Raw genomic sequence first — 24960 nt, forward strand, 5'->3', positions numbered from 1 at the left:
CCCCCCCCCCCCGCCCCCCCCCCCCCCCCCCCCCAACCCATAGCCCTCAAGCCATGCCGAGCCTCTCCCACGAAGAACCCCAAAAAAAGCTCCGTGCGGCGTCTGCCGTCACGGAGCTTTTTTTCAGCGTTGGTTCACCACTTGTAGGTCAGGCTGCCGATGACCGTGCGGCGGTTGCCGTAGAACACGGTTTCTTCATAGAAACCGGGGGTGAAGTAGCGCTTGTCGAAGAGGTTGCTCGCACTCAGGTCCACGGAAACCCCTTTCAGGTCGTCGGTCAAATGGCCCAGGTCGTAGCGCACGCTGGCGTCGGTGAGGGTGTAGTGAGGGACCTTGACGGTGTTCTTGGCGTTGTAGGAGGAGCCGACATAACGCTGCCCGACTCCCATGCCCAAACCTTCCAGCGGGCCGCCTTGCACGGTGTAGTCGAGCCACAGCGAGGCGGTGTCCTTGGGCACCGAAATCGGTACGTTGCCTTTGAGGCTGTACGCGTTGGCACCGGTGCCCACCGGGTTGGCCTTGGTCACTTCGGCATCGGTGTAGGCATACGAGGCGATCAGGTCGAGGCCGCGGGTCAACTCGGCCTTGCCTTCGAGCTCGACACCACGGGAACGCTGCTCGCCGGTCTGTACCTGGAAGCTGGGGTTGGTCGGGTCGGTGGTGGTGACGTTCTTCTGGGTCAGGTCATACACCGACAAGGTGATGAAGCTGTTGTAGCCTGGCGGCTCGTACTTGATACCCACTTCGTACTGTTCGCCCTCGGTGGGCTTGAAGTAGCTGCCGTCCTGGGCCACGCCCGATGTCGGCTGGAACGAGGTGCTGTAGCTGGCGTAGGGGGTGATGCCGTTGTCGAACAGGTAGGCCAGGCCCACGCGGCCGGTGAACTTGTGGTCTTTCTGTACGCTGCGGACATCGTACAGGTAGCTGTATTCGCGGCCTTCAACCCAGTCCTTGCGCCCGCCCAGGGTCAGGCGCCAGTTGTCGAGGCTGAGGATGTCCTGGAAATACACGCCCTTCTGCGAGACGACGCTCTTGCCATCGGTCTGCAGCGTGCTGCTCCAGGTCGGGCTGGCATTGTAGACCGGGTCGAAGATGTCGACAGTCTGGTTGGAGGTGACGCCACGGCGTGATTCGCGGCCCGAGTAATGGCCGTAGTCCAGGCCGACCAGTACATCGTGACCGATGGCGCCGGTCTCGAAGTGGCCGCCCAGGTTGTTGTCGAGCAGGAAGGTATCGGTTTTCTTCGGCCGCTTCTGGTAGCCGAAGGTATAGGTACGTCCGTCGCTGCCGAGTTGGCCGCTGTTGCGGGCACCGTTGCTGATGTAGTCGACGTCGACCTTCATGTAGCGGGCGTTCTGGGTGAACTTCCAGTCGTCGTTCAGTTGGCGCTCGAAGATGTAGCCGAGGGAGGTGTTCTCGACCTCGTACTTGCTCACGTGCGGGTCGCCCAGGTAGGTGCTCGACGGAATGTGGCCGTACGGTGTATTGGTCAATGTGCCGTTCACCGGAAAGCTCTGTTCGGCGCCGCCCTTGCGGGTTTTCAGGTAACTGGCCAGGACGGTGAAACTGGTGTCATCGTCAGGCTTCCAGGTCAGCGCTGGAGCGACGTAGGTGCGGTCGTCCGGCGAATGGTCGACCTGGGTGCCGCTGTCGCGCTTGAGTGCCACCAGGCGATAGGTGAACTTGCCTTCGTCGTCGAGCCGGCCACCGAGGTCGATGGCGCCTTGCTTGCGGTCGAAGCTGCCGCCCTGGATCTGGATTTCATGGATGGGTTCGTCGGTGGGGCGCTTGCTGGTCAGGTTGACCATGCCGCCAGGGGCCATCTGACCATACAGCACCGAGGCCGGGCCTTTGATCACGTCGAGACGTTCCAGACCGTAGGTTTCGAAGTCGGTGTCGTATTGGTTGAAGCCGCTGCGCAGGCCGTCCTTGTAGATACCGAACAGGTTGAACGAGCGAAAGCCGCGCAGGTAGATGTCCGGCGCTCCCTGGCCACCGGCGTAATCGACGGCGCGGATACCGGGGGTGTAGGCCACCGCGGAGTTGAAGTCCTGCACGCCGCGCTTGTCCATCTCGTCGCGGGTGATGACCGAAATCGACTGCGGCACTTCGCTGATGGCGGTGTTGGTCTTGGTGCCTACCGCCGAGCGCGTGGCGACCACGCCTTCCATGGGTGCGGTGACGCTCTGTACGCCGACGCTGTTGATGTTGGTGTTGGGCAGGGTCAGGGCGTTGTCGTCGGTGCGGTACAGATTGACCACGCCATCGCTGACCGAGTAGCGCACGCCGGTGCCGTCGAGCAGCCGCTGCAAGGCCACGGTCGGTTCCATTTCACCCTGCACGGCCGGAGCGCGCAGCCCGTTGACCAGGTCGCTCTGGTAGAGGATCTGCAGCCCACTCTGCTGACCCAGGGCCACCAGCGCGTTGCCCAGTGGTTGCGACGGGATGTTCACCGCCACGGGGGCTGCCTGGGCCTGTGTGCACAGCATTGCCAGGGTGAAGGCGCCAGCGGCCAGAGGCTGCCAGCGCCGGCGCAGCAACATTGAGAGCAGAGTCGGTTGCGAGGGAGAAGGACTGCGAATCATGTGTCTTTGCCTAGGGTGTGAGAGTGAGATGTGTTTGTTATTAGTAATGAGACGCAAATCACGCAATAAACCGGAAACTTTTATCGCTGCGCATGGCTAAGCCCTAAACCCTCTCAGCCGGCACGGGCTGTACGGGGTGGTCGGCAAGTCAGTGGGCAGTCGGCGCAGTAAGGCAGATCGGGCAGTTGGTAACGCAGGCAGCACACCTTGCGTCGGGGCTGGCCATCGGCAGTTTCGAACTGGTAGGCGCTGTGCAGAGGATTGGCCCGGCCATCGGGCAGTTCGCGGGCGCTGAACAGTGCCCGGACTTCCAGCGCTCGTCTGGGCGCCAGCCATTGCTGCTGCACCAGCAGGTTCATGGCCCAGGCCAGGTAGGCTGCGACGTTGCCCCACAAGGCCCGCGCCGATACCTTGCCGAAGCGCGCCACATGTTCGACGAACGGCGTGAGGTTGTCGTGAAACAGTTGGCACAGTTGCTGGGCAGCTTGGTCGGGGTGGTCCATGACCTGCCCTGGGTCGGGCAGTACGATCAGGATCGGTGTGCCGCGTTCGTTGACGTCGATGCCCAGGTCTTCCAAGGCGATCGGCAAGCGCAGTTCCAGGCTCAGGGTGGCTGCCAGCAACGGCGGGAACAACGCTTCGAAGTAACCCTTGCTCCACAGCGAGATCACCGCACGGCGGTCACAGCCTGGAAAGCGCTGGCTGTAGCAGGCCAACAGCTCGGTCAGGGTCGCGCTTTCCAGCAGTTGGCTGGCGCGCAGGCGGCTGCGCGCGGGGTCGAGGCTCAAGCGCTGGAGGGCCGGCACACGGCTGTCCATGGCTAGCGTCTGCAGGCGCTCGGCGGCACTGGGGGGCAGGGGCGGGCGGTTCATGCCTTGCGCATCAGCCAGATGAAGTACGGGCAGCCGATGCAGGTGGCGAATAGCCCGGCCGGAATCTGGAACGGATAGATCAGGTTACGCCCCAACCAGTCGGCGAGCACCATGATCAGCCCACCGACCAGCATCGCCCCCAGTGCCTGTTGGGGGGCACCACGCAACCCCAGCAGGCGGGCGATGTGCGGGGCCATCAGGCCGACGAAGCTCAAGGGGCCGATGATCAACGTGGCGGCGGCGCTGAGCAAGGCCACCATCACCAGCACGCAGGCGCGTGCCCAGCCGATGTCGACCCCCAGTGCCAAGGCGGTGGGCGTGCCCAGGGGCAACAGCTCGAGCCAGCGCAACAGCAGCGGTGTAAGGCAGGCCAGCAGCACGGCGCAAAGCACCGCCAGGCCGGCCTCGTGGGCGCTGACCTGGTAAGTGGAGCCGGACATCCAGGCGAGCAGCCCGCCAACCCGTGGATCGCCGCTGGACAGCAGCACCGTGACCAACACGCTGAAGGCGGTAGTGATGGCGATGCCACTGAGCAGCACGCGCTCCGGAATGAACTGCGAGCGGGCGTTGAGGATGAACAGCACAGCCATCATCAATAGCGCCCCACCCGTGCCGGCCAGCAGTTGCAGGCCGCGGTCGGGGCTGGCCAGCATAAAGCTCAGGGCGATCACCGCGACGGCGGCGCCCTCGCTGATACCCAGTACCTCCGGGCTGGCCATGGGGTTGCCGGTGAGGCGCTGGATGAACAGCCCCGCCAGCGCCAGCATCACCCCGGCTGCCAATGCTGCGAACACCCGGGGGGCGCGCAGGGGCAACAAGGTCTGCCACTGGTCACTGGCGGTCCAGTGCCAGCCATCGGGGCCTTGGCCTACCAGCAAGGCCACGCCGAGCAGCGCGATCAGTGCCAGGGCACCGATGCTCAGCCACAACCGAGGGCGTTGCAGTGGGCGCTGCAGTGCTGGCCGCGCCACGCTGAGCTGGCGGGCGGCTCGCAGTTGCGGCAGCAGCCAGATCAACAGCGGTGCCCCGAGCAGGGCGGTGGCGATGCCGGTGGGGATTTCCCGGTAGCCCATGGGGTAGCGCAACACCAGTTGATCGGTGAGCCAGAGCAGCAGCGCGCCGATCAGCGGAGCCCAGAACAGTCGCGAGCGCAGGCGCCGTGCGCCCAGCAGGCGGGCGAGGGTGGGCGCGGCCAGGCCAACGAAGGCGATGACGCCCACGGCAGCGACGGTGACCGCGCTCAGCAGCACCGCCAGCATTACCGCCAGCACCCGCACGCGTCCGGCGTTCAGGCCCAGGCTGCGGGCGCCGTTGTCGTCCAGGCCGAGCAAGGCCAGGGGACGTGCCAGCAGGGCCAGCGCGAAGGTGGCGAACAGCACGTAGGGCAGCATGAAACGCACGCTGGTCCAGTCCAACTGGCCCAGCGAACCACTGCCCCAGATGAACAGACCCATCAGGTAGTCGTGGTTGAACAAGGCCATGGCGGCGCTGAAAGCGCCGAAGCACAAGCTGATCACCAGCCCGGCGAGGATCAGCGCTACGGGTGAGAACGCCTGACGGGCGGCCAGGCCGATGACCAGCGCTGCCGCCACCAGGCCGCCGACCAGGGCCGGCCATTCCCGCCCCCATTCCAGCAAACCGGGGGCGAACAGCGTGCACAGCACCAGGGCCAGGTGCGCGCCGGAGGTGATGCCCAAGGTGCCTGGTTCAGCCAACGGGTTGCGCAGTGCCTGTTGCAGTACCGTACCGGCCAGCGCCAGGGCATAGCCGCAGAGCCAGGCAGTGACGATGCGTGGCAGTACGCTGTAATGCAGGATCAATTGACGCATGTCCTGGCTGTCGGGGTTGAGGATCGCTTGCAACCACAGTGCCCCCGGTAGCTGTTTGCCGAAGCTGGCCAGGGTCAGGCCGGTGGCGACCAGTGCGACCAGCACCAGCGGCCAGAACAGCTGGCGCGGTTGCGCGAGGGGCGTGTCATGCATGCTGCGTCTCCGGCAGGTGTTCGAGCAACAGGCGGGTGAATTCGGCGGCGGCGGGCAAGCCACCGAAGAACAGCACCTCCGGGAGCTTTGCCAGGCGTTGCTCACGGACAAAACCAAGGCGGTTCCAGATCGGGTTGTCGGGCAGGCTGTCCTGCAACCCGGCAGCGCTGTTGAAGTAGAGCAGGGCGGCATCGGGAGTGGCGGCCAACTGCTCCAGGCCGATGGTGGCGTAGCCCCACTGGTTGGTGGCGCCTTCCCAGGCGTTGCGTACCCCCACCTGCTCGAGCACGTCGTGGAACAGGCTGTGGCGGCCAAACACCATGGCCCGGCGGTTGTCCACCAGGCTGATCAGGTACAGCGGGCGGTCGCCGAGCCCATGCAGAACGTCGCGGGCCTGCTGCAACTGTTGCTGAAGGCTCTCGATGCAGGCTTCGGCCTGGGCCTCGCGCGCTACCGCACGGGCGATCTGCCGGGTGGTGTCGGCGGCCTGACGCAGCGGTTGGCCCTGCTCACTGACGAACGAATAGGCCTCTACCGGCGCAATCGCCTGCAAGCGATCGCGCAGGGTGCCCTGGTGACTGTTGATGAGGATCCGGTCGGGGGCGAGCTGGGCCAGCAGTTCCAGGTTCGGTTCCTGGCGCAAGCCCAGCTCCAGGACGCCGGCAGGGATGGCGGGAACGCGCACGAGGTGGCGGTAGCGTTCGATCTCCGCAGTGGCCAGCAGCGGCGCGTCCAGCGCCAGCAGGGTCTGGGCGATGCTCCAGTCCAGCGTCACCAGGCGTGGCGCCTGGGCCAGGGCCGGCAGGCAGGGCGCCAGGGCCAACCCGGCCAGACCGAGCAGGCAGCGGCGGCGGCTGATGCCTGGCGCTGGTGTGGAGGGTGTTGGCATGATCAGGCCGCGGTCATTTCATCGAGCACCTTGCCTGATTCGAGTTTGAGCAGATGGTCGGCGCAATCGAAGTAACGGTCGTCGTGGGAAATCACGATGATGGTCTTGCCCATGGCCTTCAGGCTCGGTAGCAGTTCGCTGTAGAAAATGCGGCGGAACGTCGGGTCCTGGTCGGCGGCCCACTCGTCGAACACCAGTACCGGACGTTTCTCGGTCCAGGCCTGCAGCAGCGCCAGGCGCTTGCGTTGGCCGGTGGACAGATCGGTGGTGGAGAACTTGCCTTCCTTGATGTTCACCTTGTGGCAAATTTCCAGGCGTTGCAGGTATTGCTCAGCGTCCACCGGTACTTCTTCGTCGGCCTGGATCAGATCGTCGAACAGGAAGTAGTCGGAGAAGATGGTGGTGAACAACTGGCGGTAGTCGTCGTAGTGCTCGGGGGTGACCGGCTGGCCGTCCTGCAGGATGGCGCCTTGCTGCGGCACGTACAGGCCCAGCAGCAGCTTGATCAGGGTGGTCTTGCCACAGCCGTTCTCGCCAACGATGAACAGGATCTCGCCGCGCTTGACCTTCAGGTTGATCGGGCCGAGCTCGAATGGCGCGGTATCGGGCTGTCGCGGGTAGGTATAGCGCACGTCGCGCAGTTCCAGGCTGTCGATGCTGGTGGGCGCCGGGCGGGTGTCGGCCAGCATCAGGTGCGGTTCTGGCGAGGAGAAGCGCGCCGACAGGTCGGCGATGCGTTTGAAGGCCACTTGGGCACGGCTGACGATGGGCAGAGTGCCGATCAGGTGCTCCAGCGGGCCTTTCATGTACAACAGCACCAGGATGAAGCCGCTGAGCGTGGCTTTGTCGGTGCTGGGCCACAGCGCCTGGAAGGCCAGGGCGACGCCGATGACGATGAAGAACAAGGTCGAGCCGAAGCCCTTGGCGATCACGAACAGTTTGATCGAGCGGACCTGGATGTCGCAGATGCGCTGGGTGGTGCCCTTGAGCTTGTCTTCGAACAGGCGCAGCCGACGGCTACGGTTGATGCGCAGTTCCTTGGCGCCCTCGGAGATGGCGCGGTACTGTTTCTGCAGTTCGTCCTCGTGTTCACGCGCTTCGAAGAAGCCCTTGATGCCACGGACCCGGGCCAGGTACTGCACGGCGCTGCCGATGAGCACGGCGACCACGGTGGTGAGGAACATCGGCAGCGACAGGTTGGCAAGGTAGGCCAGGCAACCCAGGGTAACGCTGAGCGAGACGGCCAGCGGGGCGAGGACGAAGGCGAAGTCGCTGATGGTGTCGACGTCGTGGGTCAGCACCGGGGTCAGCTTGTGGCTGCGGTAGCTCTCCAGTTGGTCGATGGGTGCCGACAGGATGCGCCGGCCCAGTTCGATACGCAGGCGGGCGATCACGTGCTGGCCCACGTAGTTGGTGCCGATGTCGGAGAGAATCGAGCCCACCAGGGCCATGACGCACAGTCCGCCGAAGGCCAGCAGCAGGCCCAGGTTGCCGGCGCTGTCGCTGTGCAGGCTGGCGTTGATGGTGGCCAGCAGTCCGGTGATACTCAGGCCGCCGAGGATTCCGAGCACGATGGATATCATCAGGACGCCGCGCATGGGCTTGATAAGGCGCAGAAGTTCAATGAATGAGCTGCGTGGATGCATGGACATCGTGGCAATCCTTAATTACGGGGCACCTAGGGGTGCCTATACGGGGGTCATCCTTAATAGGACGAACGAGCCCCGCGAAAATTGAGAACTAAATCGCGCCAGATGCGTTTCGTCACACAAGAGCCCTCTGTAACTTCGTCAACCGCCTGTATTGCCTGCTGTCTGGGCTGTTGAGCCGGCACCGGGCAATGGGGCCGTAACAAGGAACCAAGATGCATTGCACGAAACTGGCAGTATTGATCGGGCTGGGCTTCGCCGGTATCGGCCTGACTGCGCCGGCACTGGCGACCCAGCAGGCGAGCCCTGTCCGGGGCACGCCGCTGAGCGTGACGACCCTCAAGCATTTCTCCCGCGCCGAGATCGAGAAACAGTTGGGTGAGCGCAAGGCTTACGTCGGCACCCCGCGCTGCGACGTGCGTCTGGTCGAGGTGGTGTACGCCACGGTCGGCGTGCACCAGGAGCCGGCCAAGGCTTCACAGATGCTGTTGCTGCCCGAGGGTGCCGATTGCCAGGGGCCGGCCCCCTTGCTGGGCTGGGCACGTGGCACCGAGACCCGCCGTGATTCAGCCCAGGCCGAGTTGTTGTTGGCCAATGGCAACAGCCCGTTGATGAGTTTCTTCGCCAGTCAGGGTTATATCGTCTCGGCCACCGATTATCTGGGCCTGGGCAAGTCGGATTATCCCTTCCACCCTTATTTGCACAGCGACTCCGAAGCCAGCGCGGTCATCGATGCCTTGCGCGCCGCCCGGCGTGCCGGGGCGAGTCTGGGGGCCAGGTTTTCCGGCAAAGTGATGCTGGCTGGGTACTCCCAGGGTGGTCACGCGGCCATGGCGGCGCAGCGCGCCATCGAGCGGGACGATGCCCGGGAGTTCGACCTGGTGGCCAGCGCGCCGATGTCCGGCCCCTATGCGTTGCAGCAGACCTTTCTCGATGCCTGGCCAAGTGGCTCGGCCAGTGGCAGCAATGCGCTGGCGCCGTACCTGTTCGCTTATGCCACGGTGAGCATGGAGAAAGTCTACGGCAACCTTTACCAGCGTCCCCAGGAGCTGTTCCAGCAGCCCTATGCCAGCGCTGTGGAGAGCCTTATGCCCGGCTCCGAGGGCATCTTCGAACTGGTCGGGCAGAATCGCCTGCCCATGGACAAGCTGCGCCAGCCGGCCTTTACCCACGACTTCATGGCCAATGCCGACAACCCGTTGCGCCTGGCCCTGGCGCGCAACGACCTGCTCGACTGGAAGCCGCGCACGCCGACCGTGCTGTGTGGCGCACGGCGGGACACGGTGGTGGAGTTCAAGAATGCCCAGACCGCCAGCCGCGCTTTCGCCCGGCAGGGGGTGAAAGTGCCGGTGATCGATGTCGACGACGAGATGGCCGCCGATGTGGATGGGGTGCATGCGCACACCCAATGGGGCGTCTACCTGTGCCTGGGGGCGGTGCGCAGCGCCCTGCTCGATCCGGCGCGCTGAGTCAACGCAGGTAGCTGATCGGCGCCTTGCCTTCGGGATGCGCCATCACCCCCATGGGAATGCCGTAGATGGCCTGGAGCATCTCGGCGTTCATCAGTTCTGCCGGTGTGCCGCTGGCCAGCAGGCGGCCGCCGTGCAAGGCGATGAAGCGGTCGCAGTAGCGCGCGGTCATGTCGATGCTGTGCAGCACCAACAGGACGCCCAGGTCAAGCGCTTGGCTGAGTTCACGCACCAGGGCCAGCACTTCCACCTGGTGGGCCACGTCCAGCGCCGAGATCGGTTCGTCGAGCAGCAGGTAGCGGCTGTTCTGGGCCAACAGCATGGCCAGCCAGACCCGCTGGCGTTCGCCGCCGGAGAGGCTATCGACCAGGCGTTCGGCGAACATCCGTGTGTCGGTCAGCTCCATGGCCCGCTCCACCTGGGCATGATCCTCGTCGCTGAAGCGGCCCAGGGCGCCATGCCAGGGGTAGCGGCCGTAGCGCACCAGTTCGCGGGCGGTGAGTCCATCTGCCGGCGGCAGGTGCTGGGGCAGGTAGGCCACCTGGCGGGCGAAGTCGCGTTGCCCCCAACTCTGCAGCGGCTGGCCATCGAGCGAGATGTGCCCGGCGGTGGGTGCCTGCTGGCGCGCCAGCAACTTGAGCAGGGTGGACTTGCCCGAGCCGTTGTGGCCGATCAGGCCGACCATATGGCCGTGCTCGATGGTCAGGTCGAGTGGCTGGAGCAGGGTGCGTTCAGGCAGGCTGAAGCTGACGGCGTCGAGTGCGAACATGGGGTGCGGTGCGTAGCGGCCCAAGGGAGGGCAACACCCTATACCAGCTTGATAATGATTATCAACAATAAAGCGAGCTGGCTTGCCAGAAAAACAAAACCCCTTGAAGCGGTGGCCTCAAGGGGTTTGGACTGATAGGTTTGGGCTCAGACGTTGAAACGGAAGTGCATCACGTCGCCATCCTTGACGATGTAGTCCTTGCCTTCCAGGCGCCATTTGCCGGCTTCCTTGGCTCCGCTTTCACCCTTGAACTGGATGAAGTCGTCATAGGCCACCACTTCGGCGCGGATGAAGCCTTTTTCGAAGTCGGTGTGGATGACACCCGCCGCCTGCGGCGCGGTCGCGCCTACGCGGACGGTCCAGGCGCGGACTTCCTGCACGCCGGCGGTGAAGTAGGTCTGCAGGTTGAGCAGCTCGTAACCGGCGCGGATCACGCGGTTCAGGCCGGGCTCTTCCAGGCCGAGAGCCTCGAGGAACATGTCCTTCTCCTCGCCGTCGTCCAGCTCGGCGATTTCGGCTTCGATCTTGTTGCACACTGGTACCACCACCGCGCCTTCTTCCTCGGCAATGGCCTTGACTACGTCCAGGTGCGGGTTGTTGTCGAAGCCGTCTTCGGCGACGTTGGCAATGTACATCACCGGCTTGCTGGTCAGCAGGTGGAAGCCGCGGATGACCGCCTTGTCTTCGGCGCTCATGTTCTTCATCAGGCTGCGCGCGGGCTTGCCTTCGGTGAAGTGCGGGATCAGCTGTTCGAGGATGGCCTTTTGTGCCAGGGCTTCCTTGTCGCCGCCCTTGGCGTTGCGAGCGACCTTCTGCAGTTGTTTCTCGCAGCTGTCGAGGTCGGCGAAGATCAGCTCGAGGTCGATGATCTCGATGTCGCGCTTGGGGTCGACGCTGTTGGAAACGTGGATCACGTTCTCGTCTTCGAAGCAGCGAACCACGTGGGCAATGGCATCGGTCTCGCGGATGTTGGCGAGGAACTTGTTGCCCAGGCCTTCACCTTTGGACGCACCGGCCACCAGACCTGCGATGTCGACGAACTCCATGGTGGTCGGCAGAATGCGGTTGGGTTTGACGATTTCCGCCAATGCTGCCAAACGGGCATCGGGCATCGGCACGATGCCGCTGTTAGGCTCGATGGTGCAGAAGGGGAAGTTCTCCGCCGCGATGCCAGACTTGGTCAGGGCGTTGAACAGGGTGGACTTGCCGACGTTGGGCAGGCCGACGATGCCGCAATTGAAACCCATGGGTATTCCCCTCTCTAGGAAATCAGGCCTTCTGGCTGTGCAGCTCACGCATGGCCTTGGCGAAGTCGCCGGCCAGCACGTCCGGCAGCACGCCGAGGGCAAAATCGATGCTGGCGTCGAGCTTCTCCTGCTCGGCGCGTGGCGCGCGGCCCAGGACGAAGTTGGAGACCAGTTTGGCGTCGCCCGGGTGGCCGATGCCAAGCCGCAGGCGGTAAAAGTCGTTCTGGTTGCCGAGCTGCGCGATGATGTCGCGCAGGCCGTTGTGCCCCCCATGGCCGCCGCCGCGCTTGAGCTTGGCAACGCCCGGAGGCAGGTCGAGTTCGTCGTGCGCCACCAGGATCGCTTCCGGCTTGATGCGGAAGAAATTGGCCAATGCCGCCACGGACTGGCCGCTGCGGTTCATGTAGGTGGTGGGGATGAGCAGGCGAACATCGTTGCCCTGATGGCTGAATTTCGCCGTCAGGCCAAAATACTTTTTGTCAGCGGTCAGCGAAACGCGCTGGGCGCTGGCGATGCGTTCTACGAAAAGAGCCCCTGCGTTATGCCGGGTCTGTTCGTATTCGGGGCCGGGGTTACCCAGGCCGACGATCAACTGGATGGCGGTCACGTCAGGGGCTCTTCCTTGGAGTTGGTGGGTTACAGGGCGCGGGGCGCACTGTAACCCGATCAACACCGGCGCGCGAGTGGATTACTCGGCAGCGCCTTCGTCAGCAGCTTCGGCAGCAACGCGCGGAGCGTGAACGTTGGCAACAGCTTTGTCATCACCGTGGGCCAGAGCGACGAACTCTACGCCTTTCGGAGCTTTCAGGTCCGACAGGTGGATGATGGTGCCGATTTCAGCCTTGGCCAGGTCGACTTCGATGAACTCTGGCAGGTCTTTGGCTTCGCAGGAAACTTCGATCTCGGACTCGACGTGGGAGATCTCGCCGCCTTTCTTGACCGGGGCTTCTTCGTTGATGAAGTGAACCGGTACCTTGGCGGTCAGCTTCTGGCCAGCGACGACGCGAACGAAGTCGGCGTGCATGATGAAGCCTTTGGCTGGGTGGCGCTGCAGAGCCTTGACCACTACGTCTTGCTTGGTGCCGTCGACGTTCAGCTGCAGAACGTGGCTGAAGGCAGCTTCGTCTTCGAACAGCTTGGTGATTTCCTTGGCCAGGATGGTCAGGGACTGAGCGTCCTTGTTACCACCGTAGACAACGGCTGGGATGTGAGCGGAGTGACGCAGGCGGCGGCTCGCACCTTTCCCCAGGTCAGTACGCGCTTGGGCGTTCAGGGTGAAATCAGTCATTTTGTTTCTCCAAAATAGCCCCCCGAGGGCGTTTGCGACCAGCGCCAACGGGGATGGCAAAAAAGCCCCGCCCCAACACATGCTGGGGCGGGGCGCTTTTCGTCAACGCGTGTTCCGCTTAGCGGAACATCGCGCTGATCGATTCTTCGTTGCTGATGCGGCGGACCGCTTCAGCCACAACCGGTGCGATATCCAGCTGGCGGATACGGTCACAGGCTTGAGCAGCGGCGGACAGTGGAACGGTGTTGGTCACCACCAGCTCGTCCAGTACCGACTTCTCGATGTTCTCGATCGCGCGGCCCGACAGGACAGGGTGCGTGCAGTAGGCGTAAACCTTCGCAGCGCCGTGCTCTTTCAGGGCTTTGGCCGCGTGGCACAGGGTGCCGGCGGTGTCGACCATATCGTCTACCAGGATGCAGGTGCGTCCTTCGACGTCGCCGATGATGTGCATCACTTCGGAGTGATTGGCCTTTTCACGGCGTTTGTCGATGATACCCAGATCGACACCCAGGGACTTGGCGACGGCACGTGCGCGCACGACACCACCGATGTCCGGGGAGACGATCATCAGGTTCTCGAAACGCTGGTCTTCGATGTCGTCGACGAGTACGGGCGAACCGTAGATGTTATCGACGGGGATATCGAAGAAGCCTTGGATCTGGTCAGCGTGCAGGTCGACGGTGAGTACACGGTCGATACCTACGACAGTGAGCATGTCAGCGACGACTTTGGCGCTGATGGCTACACGTGCCGAACGCGGACGGCGGTCCTGGCGGGCGTATCCGAAGTAAGGAATCACGGCGGTGATTCGGGATGCTGAGGAGCGGCGGAAGGCGTCGGCCATCACTACCAGTTCCATCAGGTTATCGTTGGTCGGGGCGCAGGTCGGCTGAATAATGAAGACGTCTTTACCGCGAACGTTTTCATTGATCTCAGTGCTGATCTCACCGTCGGAGAATTTACCGACAGAGACGTCACCGAGTGGGATATGCAGCTGACGTACGACACGCCGAGCCAGATCGGGGTTAGCGTTCCCCGTAAAGACCATCATCTTGGACACGCGCAGTACCTGAAGGCTGAGGGTATACCTGGATGAGTATAAGGAAAATGGCAGGGGCGGCTGGATTCGAACCAACGCATGGCAGGATCAAAACCTGCTGCCTTACCGCTTGGCGACGCCCCTGTATCTGTTGCTGCGAACTCTTATGAGCTCGACTTCTTGATCAGACTTTGCAGCTTGCGATGCAACATCGAAACATTGCTTCCTTTCGCCACAAACCCTGCTTGGGTCGCTGAAAGAAGGGCCAGAACTTTATCAGCTTCGGCTTTGCTTGGGAAGGCCCCAAACACGCAACTTCCAGTGCCGGTCAATCGAGCATCTGTGAATTTTCCCAGTGAATTCAACGCATTGCGAACTTCCGGGTAACTCTGCTCTACCACCGGTTGGCAGTCATTTCGACTGTTTCCCTCGGGAACGGGGCGCATCTTAAGGGGGAGGGAATCACGTGTCAACTGCGGATGTGAAAAAATTTCTACAGTGCTGACAGACACTTGCGGCACCAGCACGACATACCAGGGCTCGGCCGGGTCGACCGGGGTCAGTTGCTCGCCGACACCCTGGGCGAATGCCGCATGGCCGCGCACGAACACCGGCACGTCGGCACCCAGGGTCAGGCCCAGGGCTGCCAGGCGGTCTTCGTCCCAGTCCAATTGCCACAGATGGGCCAGGCCCAGCAGAGTGGTGGCGGCGTCCGAGCTGCCACCGCCGATACCGCCGCCCATGGGCAGCACCTTGGTCAGCCAGATGTCGGCACCCAGCTGTGTGCCGGACTGTTCCTGCAGCTTGCGCGCAGCGCGCACGATCAGGTTGCTGTCGTGGGGGACCGCTTCGATCTCGGTGTGCAGGCGAATCACACCGTCCTCGCGCAGGGCGAAACGCAGCTCGTCGCCATGGTCGAGAAACTGGAACACGGTTTCCAGCTCATGGTAGCCATCGGCGCGACGGCCGATGATGTGCAACCACAGGTTGAGCTTGGCCGGGGCGGGCAGGGTCAGCGTCTGCATGGAGTCAGTGCCCCAGCTGGCGCGGCTGCCAGTCCTTGACCACCAGGGTCACGTCGAGGTTCTCACCGTGCAGTTTCATGCGTTCGGGCAGCCAGTAGCCGTTTTGCTCGGTATAGCTCAGGTACTGCACCTGCCAGCCGTCCTGGTTCAGGCTGGCCAGGCGGCTATCGCCGTCCAGCGTCAGCTGGCTCTTGGTATCGGGGGCGGGCAGGCCGCGGACCCACCACACCAGGTGAGACACAGGCAATTGCCAGCCCAGTTGCTCTTCGAGCAGCGCTTCAGGGCTGTCGGCTTCGAAGCGGCCCTGGTTGGCCACCTCCAGCACCACGCCGCCGGGACGGCCGGTCAGGCGCGCGGCGCCACGGCCCAGTGGACCGGCCAGGCGGATGTCGTAGTAGTCCTGGCGTTGCAGCCAGAACAACGTACCGCTACCGGAGTCGCGGGGGGCGCGGATACCGACCTTGCCGTTGATCTGCCAGCCGTCGAGGCTGCTCAGCTGGGCCTTGTGCGCTTGCCACTGCTTGGGGTCGCCGTGGCCTTGGAGGGCTTCGCGGCTACCGAAGCCGGCGCAGCCGGCGAGCAGGGCAATCAGGGTGAAGGTGATGCAATGGCGCAAGAACATGGTTTAGAGGGTCTCTGATCCGGTCAGGCGCAGCACGGTCTGGCGCAGGACCGTGCTGTCGGGTTGGGCTTGCAGGGCCTTGCTCCACACCTGGCGGGCTTCACGGCGCTTGCCGTTGGCCCAGAGCACTTCACCCAGGTGGGCAGCCACTTCGTGGTCGGGGAAGCGCTCGAACGCCTGGCGCAGGTAGCGTTCGGCTTCGTCGAGGTTGCCCAGGCGGTAGTTGACCCATCCCAGGCTGTCGAGCACGGCCGGGTCGTCGGGCGTCAACTGGTGGGCTTTCTCGATCAGCGCCTTGGCTTCGGCGTAGCGGGTGGTGCGGTCGGCCAGGGTGTAGCCCAGGGCGTTGAGGGCCATGGCGTTGTCCGGTTCGCGGGCGATGATGGCGCGCAGGTCATGTTCCATCTGCGGCAGGTCATCGCGCTTCTCGGCCAGCATGGCGCGGGTGTAGAGCAGATTGAGGTCGTCCGGGAAGCGCTTGATGCCTTGCTGCAGCACCTGGTCGGCCTGGGCGTCCTTGTTGTTGTTGCTGTAGCTTTCCGATTCGATCAGGTACAGCTGGATGGCGTAGTCCGGCTGCGCCTCGCGGGCTTCGGCAAGCAGGCGCGAGGCTTCTGTGCCACGACCATTGGCGATCAGGATGTCGGCCTGGCGCAGCTGCGCCGGCAGGTAATCCGGGCCAGGACCGACCCGTGCGTATTCGCGCAGGGCGCCTTCGGGGTCGTTGCGCTCTTCCTGGATTCGGCCGAGGTTCAGGCGTGCGGCATCGACGTTGCTGTCGCGCTCGATCAGCTCGCGCAGGTAGTTCTCGGCTTCGTCCCAGTCCTTGTTCTCCAGGCAGACCAGCGCCAGCGAGTAACGCAGCTCGTCGTCTTCGGGGTACTGCTGGACCAGGCTGAGGAATTCGCTTTTGGCGTCGGCGATGCGGTCCTGTTCGACCAGGGTGCGGGCGTAGGTCAGGCGCAGGCGCTTGTCATCGGGATTGTCACGAATCGCCTCGCGCAGCAGCGGCAGGGCTTCGGGGCCGCGGTCGAGGGCCTGAAGCAGGCGCGCACGGAGCAGGATCGGCGCTATCTCGCCGTTTTGCGGTGGATGCGACTCGAGCAGGTCGAGGGCCTCTTCGGCCTTGCCGTCCTGGTTCAACAACAGGGCCTTGCCGAATACCAGCTGGCTGTTGTCCGGGTACTTGACCAGAAGTCGCTCGAAGCTCTGCATCAGGCCGTCGCGGGTGCTCTGGTCGGTTTCGGCGGCAGACAGGGCGAGGAAGTCGAAGTGGGTGTCGCCCTGGCCTTGAAGCACCTTCTCCATGTAGGTCATGGCGTCGTCGTAGCGACCGGCGCGGGCCAGTTGGATGGCGGCGGCGCGTTGGGCGTCGAGGTTCTGCGGGTCGTTGCGCGCCCAGACGAGGGCGTTTTCCAGGGCCGGCTCGTCGGCGCCGAGGTATTCGGCGATGCGATAGGCTCGCTCGGAAACGCCAGGATCCTGGGTCTTCTGCGCTTGGTCGGTGTAGTTGGCCAGGGCGATGTCGAAGCGGTTGCGCTGGCCGGCCAGCTCTGCGACCAGCAGGCTGTAGAGGGTGTCCTGCTTGAACGAGCCGTACACCACAGGCTTGTCGGCTGCGCCCTTGCCTGCCTCGGCGACGGGAGGCTCGGCCTCGTGCGGGGCCAGGCTCTGGCAGCCCTGGAGCAGGGCGAAGGCAAGCAGCAATGCGTAGGGTCTGTTCATAAAGGAGGCTTAGGAGGACTAACCGGCGGTCGGAGCATGATGACACAAGCGCGGGGGCAAACCCACCTGTGGCGCGTCTGGTTAATTGCGACCTTTTGAGGAGGGGCGGGTTCCTTGGGGTTTGGTTTGAGAGCTGGGGTGGCGCTCGATTTTGCCCCCACCCCACCTCTCATGCCAGGCACCCACCACTATCACGACAATAGCGAACGGTGGTTGTTCTAAAACCTGCGAAGTAGGACAATTATCGGCTTCACGTCCCAACCAGCGACCTTGCATGGCCTTTCTTGCACTTGGTATCAACCATAAGACTGCCTCGGTAGACGTACGCGAGCGCGTGGCGTTTACCCCGGAGCAGCTGGTCGACGCCCTGCAGCAGCTCTGTCGACTCACCGCCAGCCGCGAGGCGGCGATCCTGTCGACCTGCAACCGCAGCGAACTCTATATAGAGCAGGATCACCTGGCTGCCGACGCCGTGCTGCAGTGGCTGGCCGACTATCACCAGCTGAGCCTCGATGAGCTGCGCGCCAGTGCGTACATCCATGAGGAGCACGATGCCGTCAAGCACATGATGCGTGTCGCCTCGGGCCTGGACTCGCTGGTGCTGGGCGAGCCGCAGATTCTCGGTCAAATGAAGTCCGCTTATGCCGTGGCCCGCGAAGCCGGCACCATCGGGCCGTTGCTGGGCAGGCTGTTCCAGGCCACCTTCAGTGCCGCCAAGCAGGTGCGCACCGACACCGCCATCGGCGAGAACCCGGTTTCGGTGGCGTTTGCCGCCGTCAGCCTGGCCCGACAGATCTTCAGCGACCTCGGTCGCAGCCAGGCGCTGTTGATCGGCGCCGGCGAAACCATCACTCTGGTCGCCCGCCACCTGCACGAGCAGGGGGTGCGTCGCATCGTCGTGGCCAACCGGACCCTGGAACGTGCCAGCATCCTGGCCGAGCAGTTCGGCGCGCATGCGGTACTGTTGGCCGACATTCCCCAGGAACTGGCCAACAGCGACATCGTCATCAGCTCCACCGCCAGCCAGCTGCCGATTCTCGGCAAGGGCGCGGTGGAAAGTGCGCTCAAGCAGCGCCGGCACAAACCGATCTTCATGGTCGACATCGCCGTGCCGCGGGATATCGAGCCGGAGGTGGGCGATCTCGACGACGTCTACCTGTACACCGTCGACGACCTCCACGAGGTCGTTGCGGAAAACCTCAAGAGCCGCCAGGGCGCGGCCCAGGCTGCCGAAGAGCTGGTCTCGGTGGGCGCCGAGGATTTCATGGCGCGCCTGCGCGAACTGGCGGCGGTCGATGTGCTGCGTGCCTACCGCCAGCAGAGCGAACGCCTGCGCGATGAAGAGCTACAAAAGGCCCAGCGTCTGCTGGCCAACGGCGGCAACCCCGAGGATGTGCTGGCGCAACTGGCCCGGGGGCTCACCAACAAACTCCTGCATGCGCCGAGCGTGCAGTTGAAAAAGCTCTCGGCCGAGGGGCGCGTCGATGCGCTGGCCATGGCCCAGGAACTCTTTGCCCTCAATGAGGGCTCGACGGACAAAACCCCGCAATGAAAGCGTCGCTGCTGAACAAACTGGACACGCTCCAGGACCGCTTCGAGGAACTCACCGCTCTGCTCGGTGACGCCGAAGTCATTTCCGACCAGACCCGCTTCCGCGCCTATTCCCGGGAATATGCCGAAGTCGAGCCGGTGATCGGCACCTATAAAGAGTGGCGCAAGGTCCAGGACGACCTCGAAGGTGCCCAGGCGCTGCTCAAGGACGCCGACCCCGACCTGCGCGAGATGGCCATCGATGAGGTGCGCGAAGCCAAGGAGCAGTTGCTCGCTCTGGAATCGCAGTTGCAACGCATGTTGCTGCCCAAGGACCCCAACGATGGGCGCAACGTGTTCCTCGAAATCCGTGCTGGCACTGGCGGCGACGAAGCGGCGATCTTCTCCGGCGACCTGTTCCGCATGTATTCGCGTTATGCCGAAAAACGCGGCTGGCGTCTGGAAATTCTCTCGGAGAACGAGGGCGAGCACGGCGGCTACAAGGAAATCATCGCCCGCGTCGAGGGCGACAGCGTGTATGGCAAGCTCAAGTTCGAATCCGGCGCGCACCGCGTACAGCGGGTGCCAGAGACCGAGTCCCAAGGCCGTATCCACACCTCAGCATGCACCGTGGCAGTGTTGCCCGAGCCGGACGAGCAGGTGGCCATCGAGATCAACCCGGCCGACCTGCGCGTGGACACCTACCGCGCCTCCGGCGCCGGCGGCCAGCACGTCAACAAGACCGACTCGGCGATCCGCATCACCCACCTGCCCACCGGCATCGTCGTCGAGTGCCAGGAAGAACGTTCCCAGCACAAGAACCGCGCCCGCGCCATGTCATGGTTGTCGGCCAAGCTCAACGACATGCAGACCAGCGCCGCGCAGAACGCCATCGCCAGCGAACGCAAGCTGCTGGTCGGTTCGGGTGACCGCTCCGAGCGCATCCGCACGTACAACTATCCACAGGGACGGGTGACCGACCACCGCATCAACCTGACCCTGTACTCCCTCGACGACATCCTCGCCGGTGGTGTCGATGCCGTGATCGAGCCGTTGCTGGCTGAATACCAGGCCGATCAACTGGCGGCTCTGGGGGACTGATGACCATCATCGCCAGCTTGCTGCGCAATGCGCAGCTACCCGATTCGCCGACCGAGCGCCTGGACGCCGAGTTGCTGTTGGCTGCAGCCATCGGCAAGTCGCGTGCCTTCCTGCATACCTGGCCCGAACGCATCGTCAGCCGCGAGGCGGCGGAGACCTTCGCCGGCTACCTGCAGCGGCGCCGCGCCGGTGAGCCGGTCGCCTACATCCTCGGCCAGCAGGGCTTCTGGAAGCTCGACCTGGAAGTGGCCCCGCACACCTTGATTCCGCGTCCGGACACCGAGTTGCTGGTGGAGGCTGCGCTGGAGTTGCAACCAGCTACTGCGGCCAAGGTGCTCGACCTGGGTACCGGTACCGGTGCCATCGCCTTGGCCCTGGCCCATGATCGTCCGGCCTGGCAGGTCACCGCGGTGGATCGGGTCGATGCGGCCGTGGCCTTGGCCGAGCGCAACCGTCAGCGTCTGGGCCTGGGCAACGTGCAGGTGGGTGCCAGCCATTGGTTCGACGCCTTGGTCGGGCAACGCTTCGACCTGATCGTCAGCAACCCGCCTTACATCGCCGCCGAAGACCCGCACCTGGTGGCCGGCGATGTCCGCTTCGAGCCCAGCAGTGCCCTGGTTGCCGGCTCCGACGGCCTGGACGACCTGCGCCTGATCGTCGCTCAGGCACCTGGCCACCTGTTGCCCGGAGGCCGCCTGCTGCTCGAACATGGCTACGACCAAGCCGAGGCAGTGCGTCAGTTGCTGACTGCGCACGGCTTCGTCGAGGTCGTCAGCCGGCGTGATTTGGGTGGCCATGAACGCATTACCTTGGGGCGCCTGCCATGCTGACCGACCAGGAACTGTTGCGCTACAGCCGGCAGATCCTGCTGGCCCAGGTGGATATCGAAGGCCAGTTGCGGCTCAAGCAGGGCAAGGCGTTGATCGTTGGTCTGGGCGGGCTGGGCTCGCCGGTGGCGCTGTACCTGGCGGCCGCTGGCGTGGGCGAGCTGCATCTGGCCGACTTCGACACGGTCGATCTGACCAACCTGCAGCGGCAAGTGATTCACGACAGCGCCAGTGTCGGCATGGCCAAGGTCGATTCGGCGATCCAGCGCTTGCAGGCGATCAACCCTGAAGTGACCCTGGTGCCGCATCGCCAGGCGCTGGATGAGGACTCCCTGGCCGACGCGGTGGCGGCGGTCGATCTGGTGCTGGACTGCTCCGACAACTTTGGCACCCGCGAGGCGGTCAATGCCGCTTGCGTCAAAGCGGGCAAGCCGCTGGTCAGCGGCGCGGCGATTCGCCTCGAAGGCCAGCTTTCGGTGTTCGACCCTAGGCGCGACAACAGCCCTTGCTACCACTGCCTGTACGGTCATGGCAGCGAGGCTGAGCTGACGTGCAGCGAGGCCGGCGTGATCGGTCCGTTGGTCGGTCTGGTCGGTAGCCTGCAGGCGCTGGAGGCACTGAAGCTGCTGGCCGGATTTGGTGAGCCGCTGGTGGGCAGGCTATTGCTGATCGATGCCCTCACCAGCCGCATGCGCGAGCTGCGGGTAAAGCGCGACCCGGGGTGCGCGGTCTGTGGCAGTCAGCATGGCTGAGCGATCGGCGCCGGTGGGGGTGATGGACTCGGGGGTAGGCGGACTGTCCGTGCTCGCCGAGATCCAGCGCCTGCTGCCCAACGAGTCCTTGCTTTACGTGGCTGACTGCGGCCATGTGCCCTACGGCGAAAAATCTCCGGATTACATTCGCCAGCGATGCCGGCATATCGCCGGGTTCTTCCGCGACCAGGGGGCCAAGGCCATGGTCCTGGCATGCAACACCGCTACCGTGGCGGCGGTCGCTGACCTTCGCGAACGCTACCCCGACTGGCCACTGGTGGGCATGGAGCCAGCGGTCAAGCCGGCGGCGGCGGCTACGCGCTCTGGCGTGGTGGGCGTGCTGGCCACCACCGGCACCTTGCAGAGCGCCAAGTTCGCCGCCTTGCTCGATCGCTTTGCCTGCGATGTGCGTGTGGTCACCCAACCTTGCCCAGGTCTGGTCGAGCGCATCGAGGCCGGTGATCTGACCAGTGCGCATCTGCGCCAGCTGCTTTGCAGCTATGTACAGCCCTTGTTGGATGCCGGGTGCGATACGTTGATCCTCGGCTGCACCCATTACCCCTTCTTGCGCCCGATGTTGGCCGACATGGTGCCTGCCGACGTTGCCATCATCGACACGGGCGCCGCCGTGGCCCGCCAGCTGGAGCGCCTGCTCGCCGCTCGCAGTTTGCTCGCCGCGGCGCCTGCACGGCCTGTGCGCTTCTGGAGCAGTGCCGATCCCCAGGCCCTGCGCAGCGTGCTGCCCACCCTCTGGCAAGCGGATGCTGCAGTGCTGCCGCTGGCTTTGTAAAAAAAATGTGAAAAACTGCGGTTTTTTACTGAACTATCGTTCCAGCGCCGATTTCTATGCTAATGCCCGATGAACGGGCCGAACACTAACAACAGCATCAGGAAGAAGGGCGTTTCTCATGAAGAAACTGATCGGCTTGGCGGCGGTTGCCGCCCTGGCAATGGGGCAGATGGTGTCGGCGCAGGCGGCTGACGTGACGTTCGCGGTGGGCCAGACCGGCGACTCCACCATGGTCTATCGACTCGGGTTGCAGTCGAACTGGGACGCGAGCTGGTGGCAGACCAGCGTCGGCCGTATCACCGGCTACTGGGATGCCGGCTATACCTACTGGGACGGTGACGAGACGGCCAGCAACCACAGCCTGTCGTTTGCACCGGTGTTCGTCTACGAATTCGCTGGCGACTCCGTGAAGCCTTACATCGAGGCAGGTATCGGCGTGGCGGCGTTCTCCAGCACTGAGCTGGAAAGCAACGAATTGGGCTCGTCCTTCCAGTTCGAGGATCGCATCGGCTTCGGCCTGCGTTTCGCCGGTGGACATGAGCTGGGTGTGCGCGCCATCCACTATTCCAACGCTGGGATCAAGCAACCCAACGATGGGGTCGAGGCCTACACCCTGCATTACCGCCTAGCGCTCTGACCGTCAGGCATCGTGGCCGCTCAGTCGGGAAGCGGCCACATGTCCTGCATTTCCAGTACTTCCAGTACCAGCTCCGCTTCACGCTGCGGCAAGCGCCGCAATAATTCTTCGGCTGCCGTCTGCGCCGTCCACGGCTCGGGAATCGCAGGTACCGGGGCCACCGGTGCTTTCAGCGATTGCGGCGCTACCACCGTCAGGTCGATGCCTCGTTCTTTCAGTCCTGGGCGCTGCAGACGCACCCATTGCGGCGCGCAGTTGCCGGCGTTCGGCCCTTGGGAGGGTGTGTGCAGCTGCACCGCCGAGTAGCGGCTGAACACTGCCATGACCTGTGGCTGATCGCCTTTCTCCAATAGGGCCATGGCAGCGCCCAGACACTGCTCGGTCGCTGTCAGGTTGGTGCTGGCGATGGCCTCGAACAGTTCGTTGGCCGGCAGGCCGTGGGACAGGTAGTCGCACGTACCGGCATTGACGATCAAAACGTCCAGGGCGCCCCAGTTGTCGGCAATCTGCTGATGAGCGGCCTCGGCCAGCTCAGGCAGCGGCAGGTGTCCGGGAAGACGCAGCAGTGATTGGCCGTGACCGACGGCCAGATTGTCCAATGTGTCGCTGTCCTTGCTGCTGGCGGCGACGCGATGCCCTTGTTCGAGCAACCGCTCCACCACGGCCAGGCCCAGTCCGTTGCTGGCTCCTGTGACCCAGAACCTTCGCGAATGCTTCACCATGTTCCCCTCTTCACTGCCGGTGTGACAGGCCTTTGAACGCTGCCAGTGCACGTCGGCGACTACTTGCAAGATCGACGATAGGTTCGTGGTAAGTATTAGCCAAATTATCGGCAAGCATTAGTGGTGCATGAATCTTTTTGTTGTCCAAGCTATTCAGTTGGGGTAGCCAGTGGCGAATGAAGTTCCCCTCCGGATCGAAGCGCTCGGACTGCGATTGCGGGTTGAAGATGCGAAAATACGGCACCGAGTCAGTCCCGGTGGAGGCGCTCCATTGCCAGCCGCCGTTGTTCGCTGCCAGGTCGCCGTCGATCAGGTGGCGCATGAAATGCCGCTCGCCCAGGCGCCAGTCGATCAGCAAGTTCTTGCTCAGGAACATGGCCACCAGCATGCGCAGGCGATTGTGCATCCATCCCGGTGTGCAATAGCTGCTGCATCGCGGCATCGATGATCGGGAAGCCGGTGCGGCCTTCCTGCCAAGCCTCGAGGTCCTCCGGGGCATCGCGCCAGGGCAACGCCTCGGTGTGGGGGCGGAAGGCACGGTGCTGCGCGACCTGGGGGTAGCCCACCAGAATGTGCTTGTAGAATTCGCGCCACAGCAGTTCGTTGACCCAGGTCTGTACGCCCTCGCTGCCGCTGTCGAACTCGCCGCGGTTGCTGCTCAGCGCCGCGTGCAGGCACTGGCGGGGCGAGATCACACCGGCGGCCAGGTAGGCCGAGAGTTGGCTGGTGCCCGGTTTGGCGGGCAGATCGCGCAGTCGTTGATAATCCTCGACGACTTCGTCGAGAAAGCGCGTCAGCCGTGTTTGCGCCTCCTGTTCGCCTGCCGGCCATAGCTCACGCACGCTGTCGGCGGGTTTATCGAAACCGTCGACCTGCCATGGGATCGGGTCGCTGCCGATGTCCAGCGGTGCCTGGCGCCGGACTTTGCCAGCCAGCGCCGGCAGACTGCGGTGCAGGTGTTCGAGGCAGGCTCGTTTGAACTGGCCGAATACCTGGAAGTAACCGCCACTGCGCGTGAGGATCGTACCGGGTGCCAGCAGGAGCTGGTCGAGGTAGCTGTGGGGCTGGATGCCGGCACCGGCCAGTTGCGTGCGCACGGCGTCGTCGCGACGGCGTTCGTTCACGCCGTATTCGTCATTCCAGTGCACCGCCTCGATACGGTGCTGCCGACAGACGGCCAACAACGTGGCGGCGGCCTCGTCCCAGGTGTCGATCTTGCGGATCAGCAGCGGAATGTTCAGTGCATCCAAGGCTTGGCGCATCTCGCGCAGATTGCGCAACCAGAAGTCGACCTTGCAGGGGGCATCGTCGTGAGCGTGCCACTGGCCGGGGCTGATCAGCCACAAGGCAATAGTGGGGCCGCGTTCGCAAGCGGCGCTGAGGGCGGTGTTGTCGGTGATGCGCAGGTCGCTGCGTAGCCAGATCAGTTGCATGGCGCCT

The 24960-nt window shown here is 64.1% G+C and carries 21 protein-coding genes, 1 tRNA gene and 1 pseudogene; 7 read left to right on the top strand and 16 right to left on the bottom strand.

Going from position 1 to position 24960, the window contains the following annotated elements; translation table 11 throughout:
- Nucleotides 1-134 precede the first annotated feature (134 nt).
- From KY379_RS01800 to KY379_RS01820, 5 genes are all read right to left on the bottom strand, one after another.
- Nucleotides 135-2585: a TonB-dependent siderophore receptor gene (locus KY379_RS01800; RefSeq protein WP_261240845.1), complete on the bottom strand. Its 2451-nt coding sequence runs from the start codon at nucleotides 2583-2585 to the stop codon at nucleotides 135-137.
- A 113-nt stretch (nucleotides 2586-2698) separates the two neighbouring features.
- Nucleotides 2699-3457, bottom strand: coding sequence for a siderophore-iron reductase FhuF (gene fhuF, locus KY379_RS01805; protein WP_196172239.1), 759 nt, complete (start codon nucleotides 3455-3457; stop codon nucleotides 2699-2701).
- Entirely contained in the window at nucleotides 3454-5439 is a 1986-nt protein-coding gene (fhuB, locus tag KY379_RS01810; RefSeq protein WP_133331258.1) for a Fe(3+)-hydroxamate ABC transporter permease FhuB, read from the bottom strand. Before fhuB ends, fhuF begins: the two co-directional genes overlap by 4 nt.
- Nucleotides 5432-6328, bottom strand: a complete 897-nt coding sequence (locus tag KY379_RS01815) for an ABC transporter substrate-binding protein (RefSeq protein WP_133331260.1) — start codon at nucleotides 6326-6328, stop codon at nucleotides 5432-5434. Before KY379_RS01815 ends, fhuB begins: the two co-directional genes overlap by 8 nt.
- A gap of 2 nt (nucleotides 6329-6330) precedes the next feature.
- Nucleotides 6331-7980 carry a cyclic peptide export ABC transporter gene (locus KY379_RS01820; protein WP_261240844.1) on the bottom strand — a complete coding sequence of 550 codons (1650 nt, stop codon included), beginning with the start codon at nucleotides 7978-7980 and terminating at the stop codon, nucleotides 6331-6333.
- Between the two features lie 212 nt (nucleotides 7981-8192).
- Here KY379_RS01820 and KY379_RS01825 point away from each other — a divergent pair, with 212 nt between their 5' ends.
- Entirely contained in the window at nucleotides 8193-9446 is a 1254-nt protein-coding gene (locus KY379_RS01825; protein ID WP_133331264.1) for a lipase family protein, read from the top strand.
- A gap of 1 nt (nucleotide 9447) precedes the next feature.
- On the opposite strand, the gene KY379_RS01830 is transcribed toward KY379_RS01825, so the two are convergent.
- The 9 genes from KY379_RS01830 to KY379_RS01870 all read right to left on the bottom strand — a co-directional run bounded on the left by KY379_RS01830 (nucleotide 9448) and on the right by KY379_RS01870 (nucleotide 17161).
- Nucleotides 9448-10215: an ATP-binding cassette domain-containing protein gene (locus KY379_RS01830; protein ID WP_133331266.1), complete on the bottom strand. Its 768-nt coding sequence runs from the start codon at nucleotides 10213-10215 to the stop codon at nucleotides 9448-9450.
- Nucleotides 10216-10361: 146 nt separating this feature from the next.
- A complete protein-coding gene (ychF, locus tag KY379_RS01835) occupies nucleotides 10362-11462 on the bottom strand; it encodes a redox-regulated ATPase YchF (RefSeq protein ID WP_064314338.1) in 1101 nt (366 codons plus the stop codon).
- 22 nt (nucleotides 11463-11484) lie between these two features.
- Entirely contained in the window at nucleotides 11485-12069 is a 585-nt protein-coding gene (gene pth / locus KY379_RS01840; protein ID WP_133331270.1) for an aminoacyl-tRNA hydrolase, read from the bottom strand.
- Nucleotides 12070-12150: 81 nt separating this feature from the next.
- Nucleotides 12151-12750 carry a 50S ribosomal protein L25/general stress protein Ctc gene (locus KY379_RS01845; protein ID WP_133331272.1) on the bottom strand — a complete coding sequence of 200 codons (600 nt, stop codon included), beginning with the start codon at nucleotides 12748-12750 and terminating at the stop codon, nucleotides 12151-12153.
- Nucleotides 12751-12868: 118 nt separating this feature from the next.
- Nucleotides 12869-13810, bottom strand: coding sequence for a ribose-phosphate pyrophosphokinase (locus tag KY379_RS01850; protein ID WP_003247410.1), 942 nt, complete (start codon nucleotides 13808-13810; stop codon nucleotides 12869-12871).
- 48 nt (nucleotides 13811-13858) lie between these two features.
- Nucleotides 13859-13933 (bottom strand) — tRNA-Gln (locus KY379_RS01855).
- Nucleotides 13934-13953: 20 nt separating this feature from the next.
- Nucleotides 13954-14814 (bottom strand): 4-(cytidine 5'-diphospho)-2-C-methyl-D-erythritol kinase, encoded by an 861-nt coding sequence (gene ispE, locus KY379_RS01860; protein ID WP_196172242.1) that lies wholly within the window; start codon nucleotides 14812-14814, stop codon nucleotides 13954-13956.
- 4 nt (nucleotides 14815-14818) lie between these two features.
- Entirely contained in the window at nucleotides 14819-15436 is a 618-nt protein-coding gene (lolB, locus tag KY379_RS01865; protein ID WP_133331277.1) for a lipoprotein insertase outer membrane protein LolB, read from the bottom strand.
- A 3-nt stretch (nucleotides 15437-15439) separates the two neighbouring features.
- The gene (locus KY379_RS01870; RefSeq protein WP_261240840.1) at nucleotides 15440-17161 is read right to left on the bottom strand and encodes a tetratricopeptide repeat protein; all 1722 of its coding nucleotides are present in this window, start codon (nucleotides 17159-17161) and stop codon (nucleotides 15440-15442) included.
- Between the two features lie 274 nt (nucleotides 17162-17435).
- Between KY379_RS01870 and hemA the strand changes: the two genes are divergently transcribed.
- From hemA to KY379_RS01900, 6 genes are all read left to right on the top strand, one after another.
- A complete protein-coding gene (gene hemA, locus KY379_RS01875) occupies nucleotides 17436-18713 on the top strand; it encodes a glutamyl-tRNA reductase (protein ID WP_261240839.1) in 1278 nt (425 codons plus the stop codon).
- A complete protein-coding gene (prfA, locus tag KY379_RS01880; protein ID WP_133331283.1) occupies nucleotides 18710-19792 on the top strand; it encodes a peptide chain release factor 1 in 1083 nt (360 codons plus the stop codon). The genes hemA and prfA overlap by 4 nt, the downstream gene beginning before the upstream one ends.
- Nucleotides 19792-20622 carry a peptide chain release factor N(5)-glutamine methyltransferase gene (gene prmC, locus KY379_RS01885; RefSeq protein WP_261240837.1) on the top strand — a complete coding sequence of 277 codons (831 nt, stop codon included), beginning with the start codon at nucleotides 19792-19794 and terminating at the stop codon, nucleotides 20620-20622. The genes prfA and prmC overlap by 1 nt, the downstream gene beginning before the upstream one ends.
- Nucleotides 20616-21371: a molybdopterin-synthase adenylyltransferase MoeB gene (locus KY379_RS01890; RefSeq protein ID WP_196172244.1), complete on the top strand. Its 756-nt coding sequence runs from the start codon at nucleotides 20616-20618 to the stop codon at nucleotides 21369-21371. The genes prmC and KY379_RS01890 overlap by 7 nt, the downstream gene beginning before the upstream one ends.
- Entirely contained in the window at nucleotides 21364-22161 is a 798-nt protein-coding gene (gene murI / locus KY379_RS01895) for a glutamate racemase (RefSeq protein WP_133331289.1), read from the top strand. The genes KY379_RS01890 and murI overlap by 8 nt, the downstream gene beginning before the upstream one ends.
- 118 nt (nucleotides 22162-22279) lie before the next feature.
- A complete protein-coding gene (locus KY379_RS01900) occupies nucleotides 22280-22798 on the top strand; it encodes an acyloxyacyl hydrolase (RefSeq protein ID WP_133331291.1) in 519 nt (172 codons plus the stop codon).
- Nucleotides 22799-22818: 20 nt separating this feature from the next.
- Here the strand turns inward: KY379_RS01900 and KY379_RS01905 are convergent, their stop codons facing one another.
- Entirely contained in the window at nucleotides 22819-23517 is a 699-nt protein-coding gene (locus tag KY379_RS01905; protein ID WP_133331377.1) for an SDR family NAD(P)-dependent oxidoreductase, read from the bottom strand.
- Between the two features lie 13 nt (nucleotides 23518-23530).
- A pseudogene (phrB, locus tag KY379_RS01910) lies at nucleotides 23531-24953 on the bottom strand (deoxyribodipyrimidine photo-lyase).
- Between the last annotated feature and the right edge of the window lie 7 nt (nucleotides 24954-24960).

Source organism: Pseudomonas sp. HD6422 (assembly GCF_025377065.1).
Taxonomy (GTDB): Bacteria; Pseudomonadota; Gammaproteobacteria; order Pseudomonadales; family Pseudomonadaceae; genus Aquipseudomonas; species Aquipseudomonas putida_U.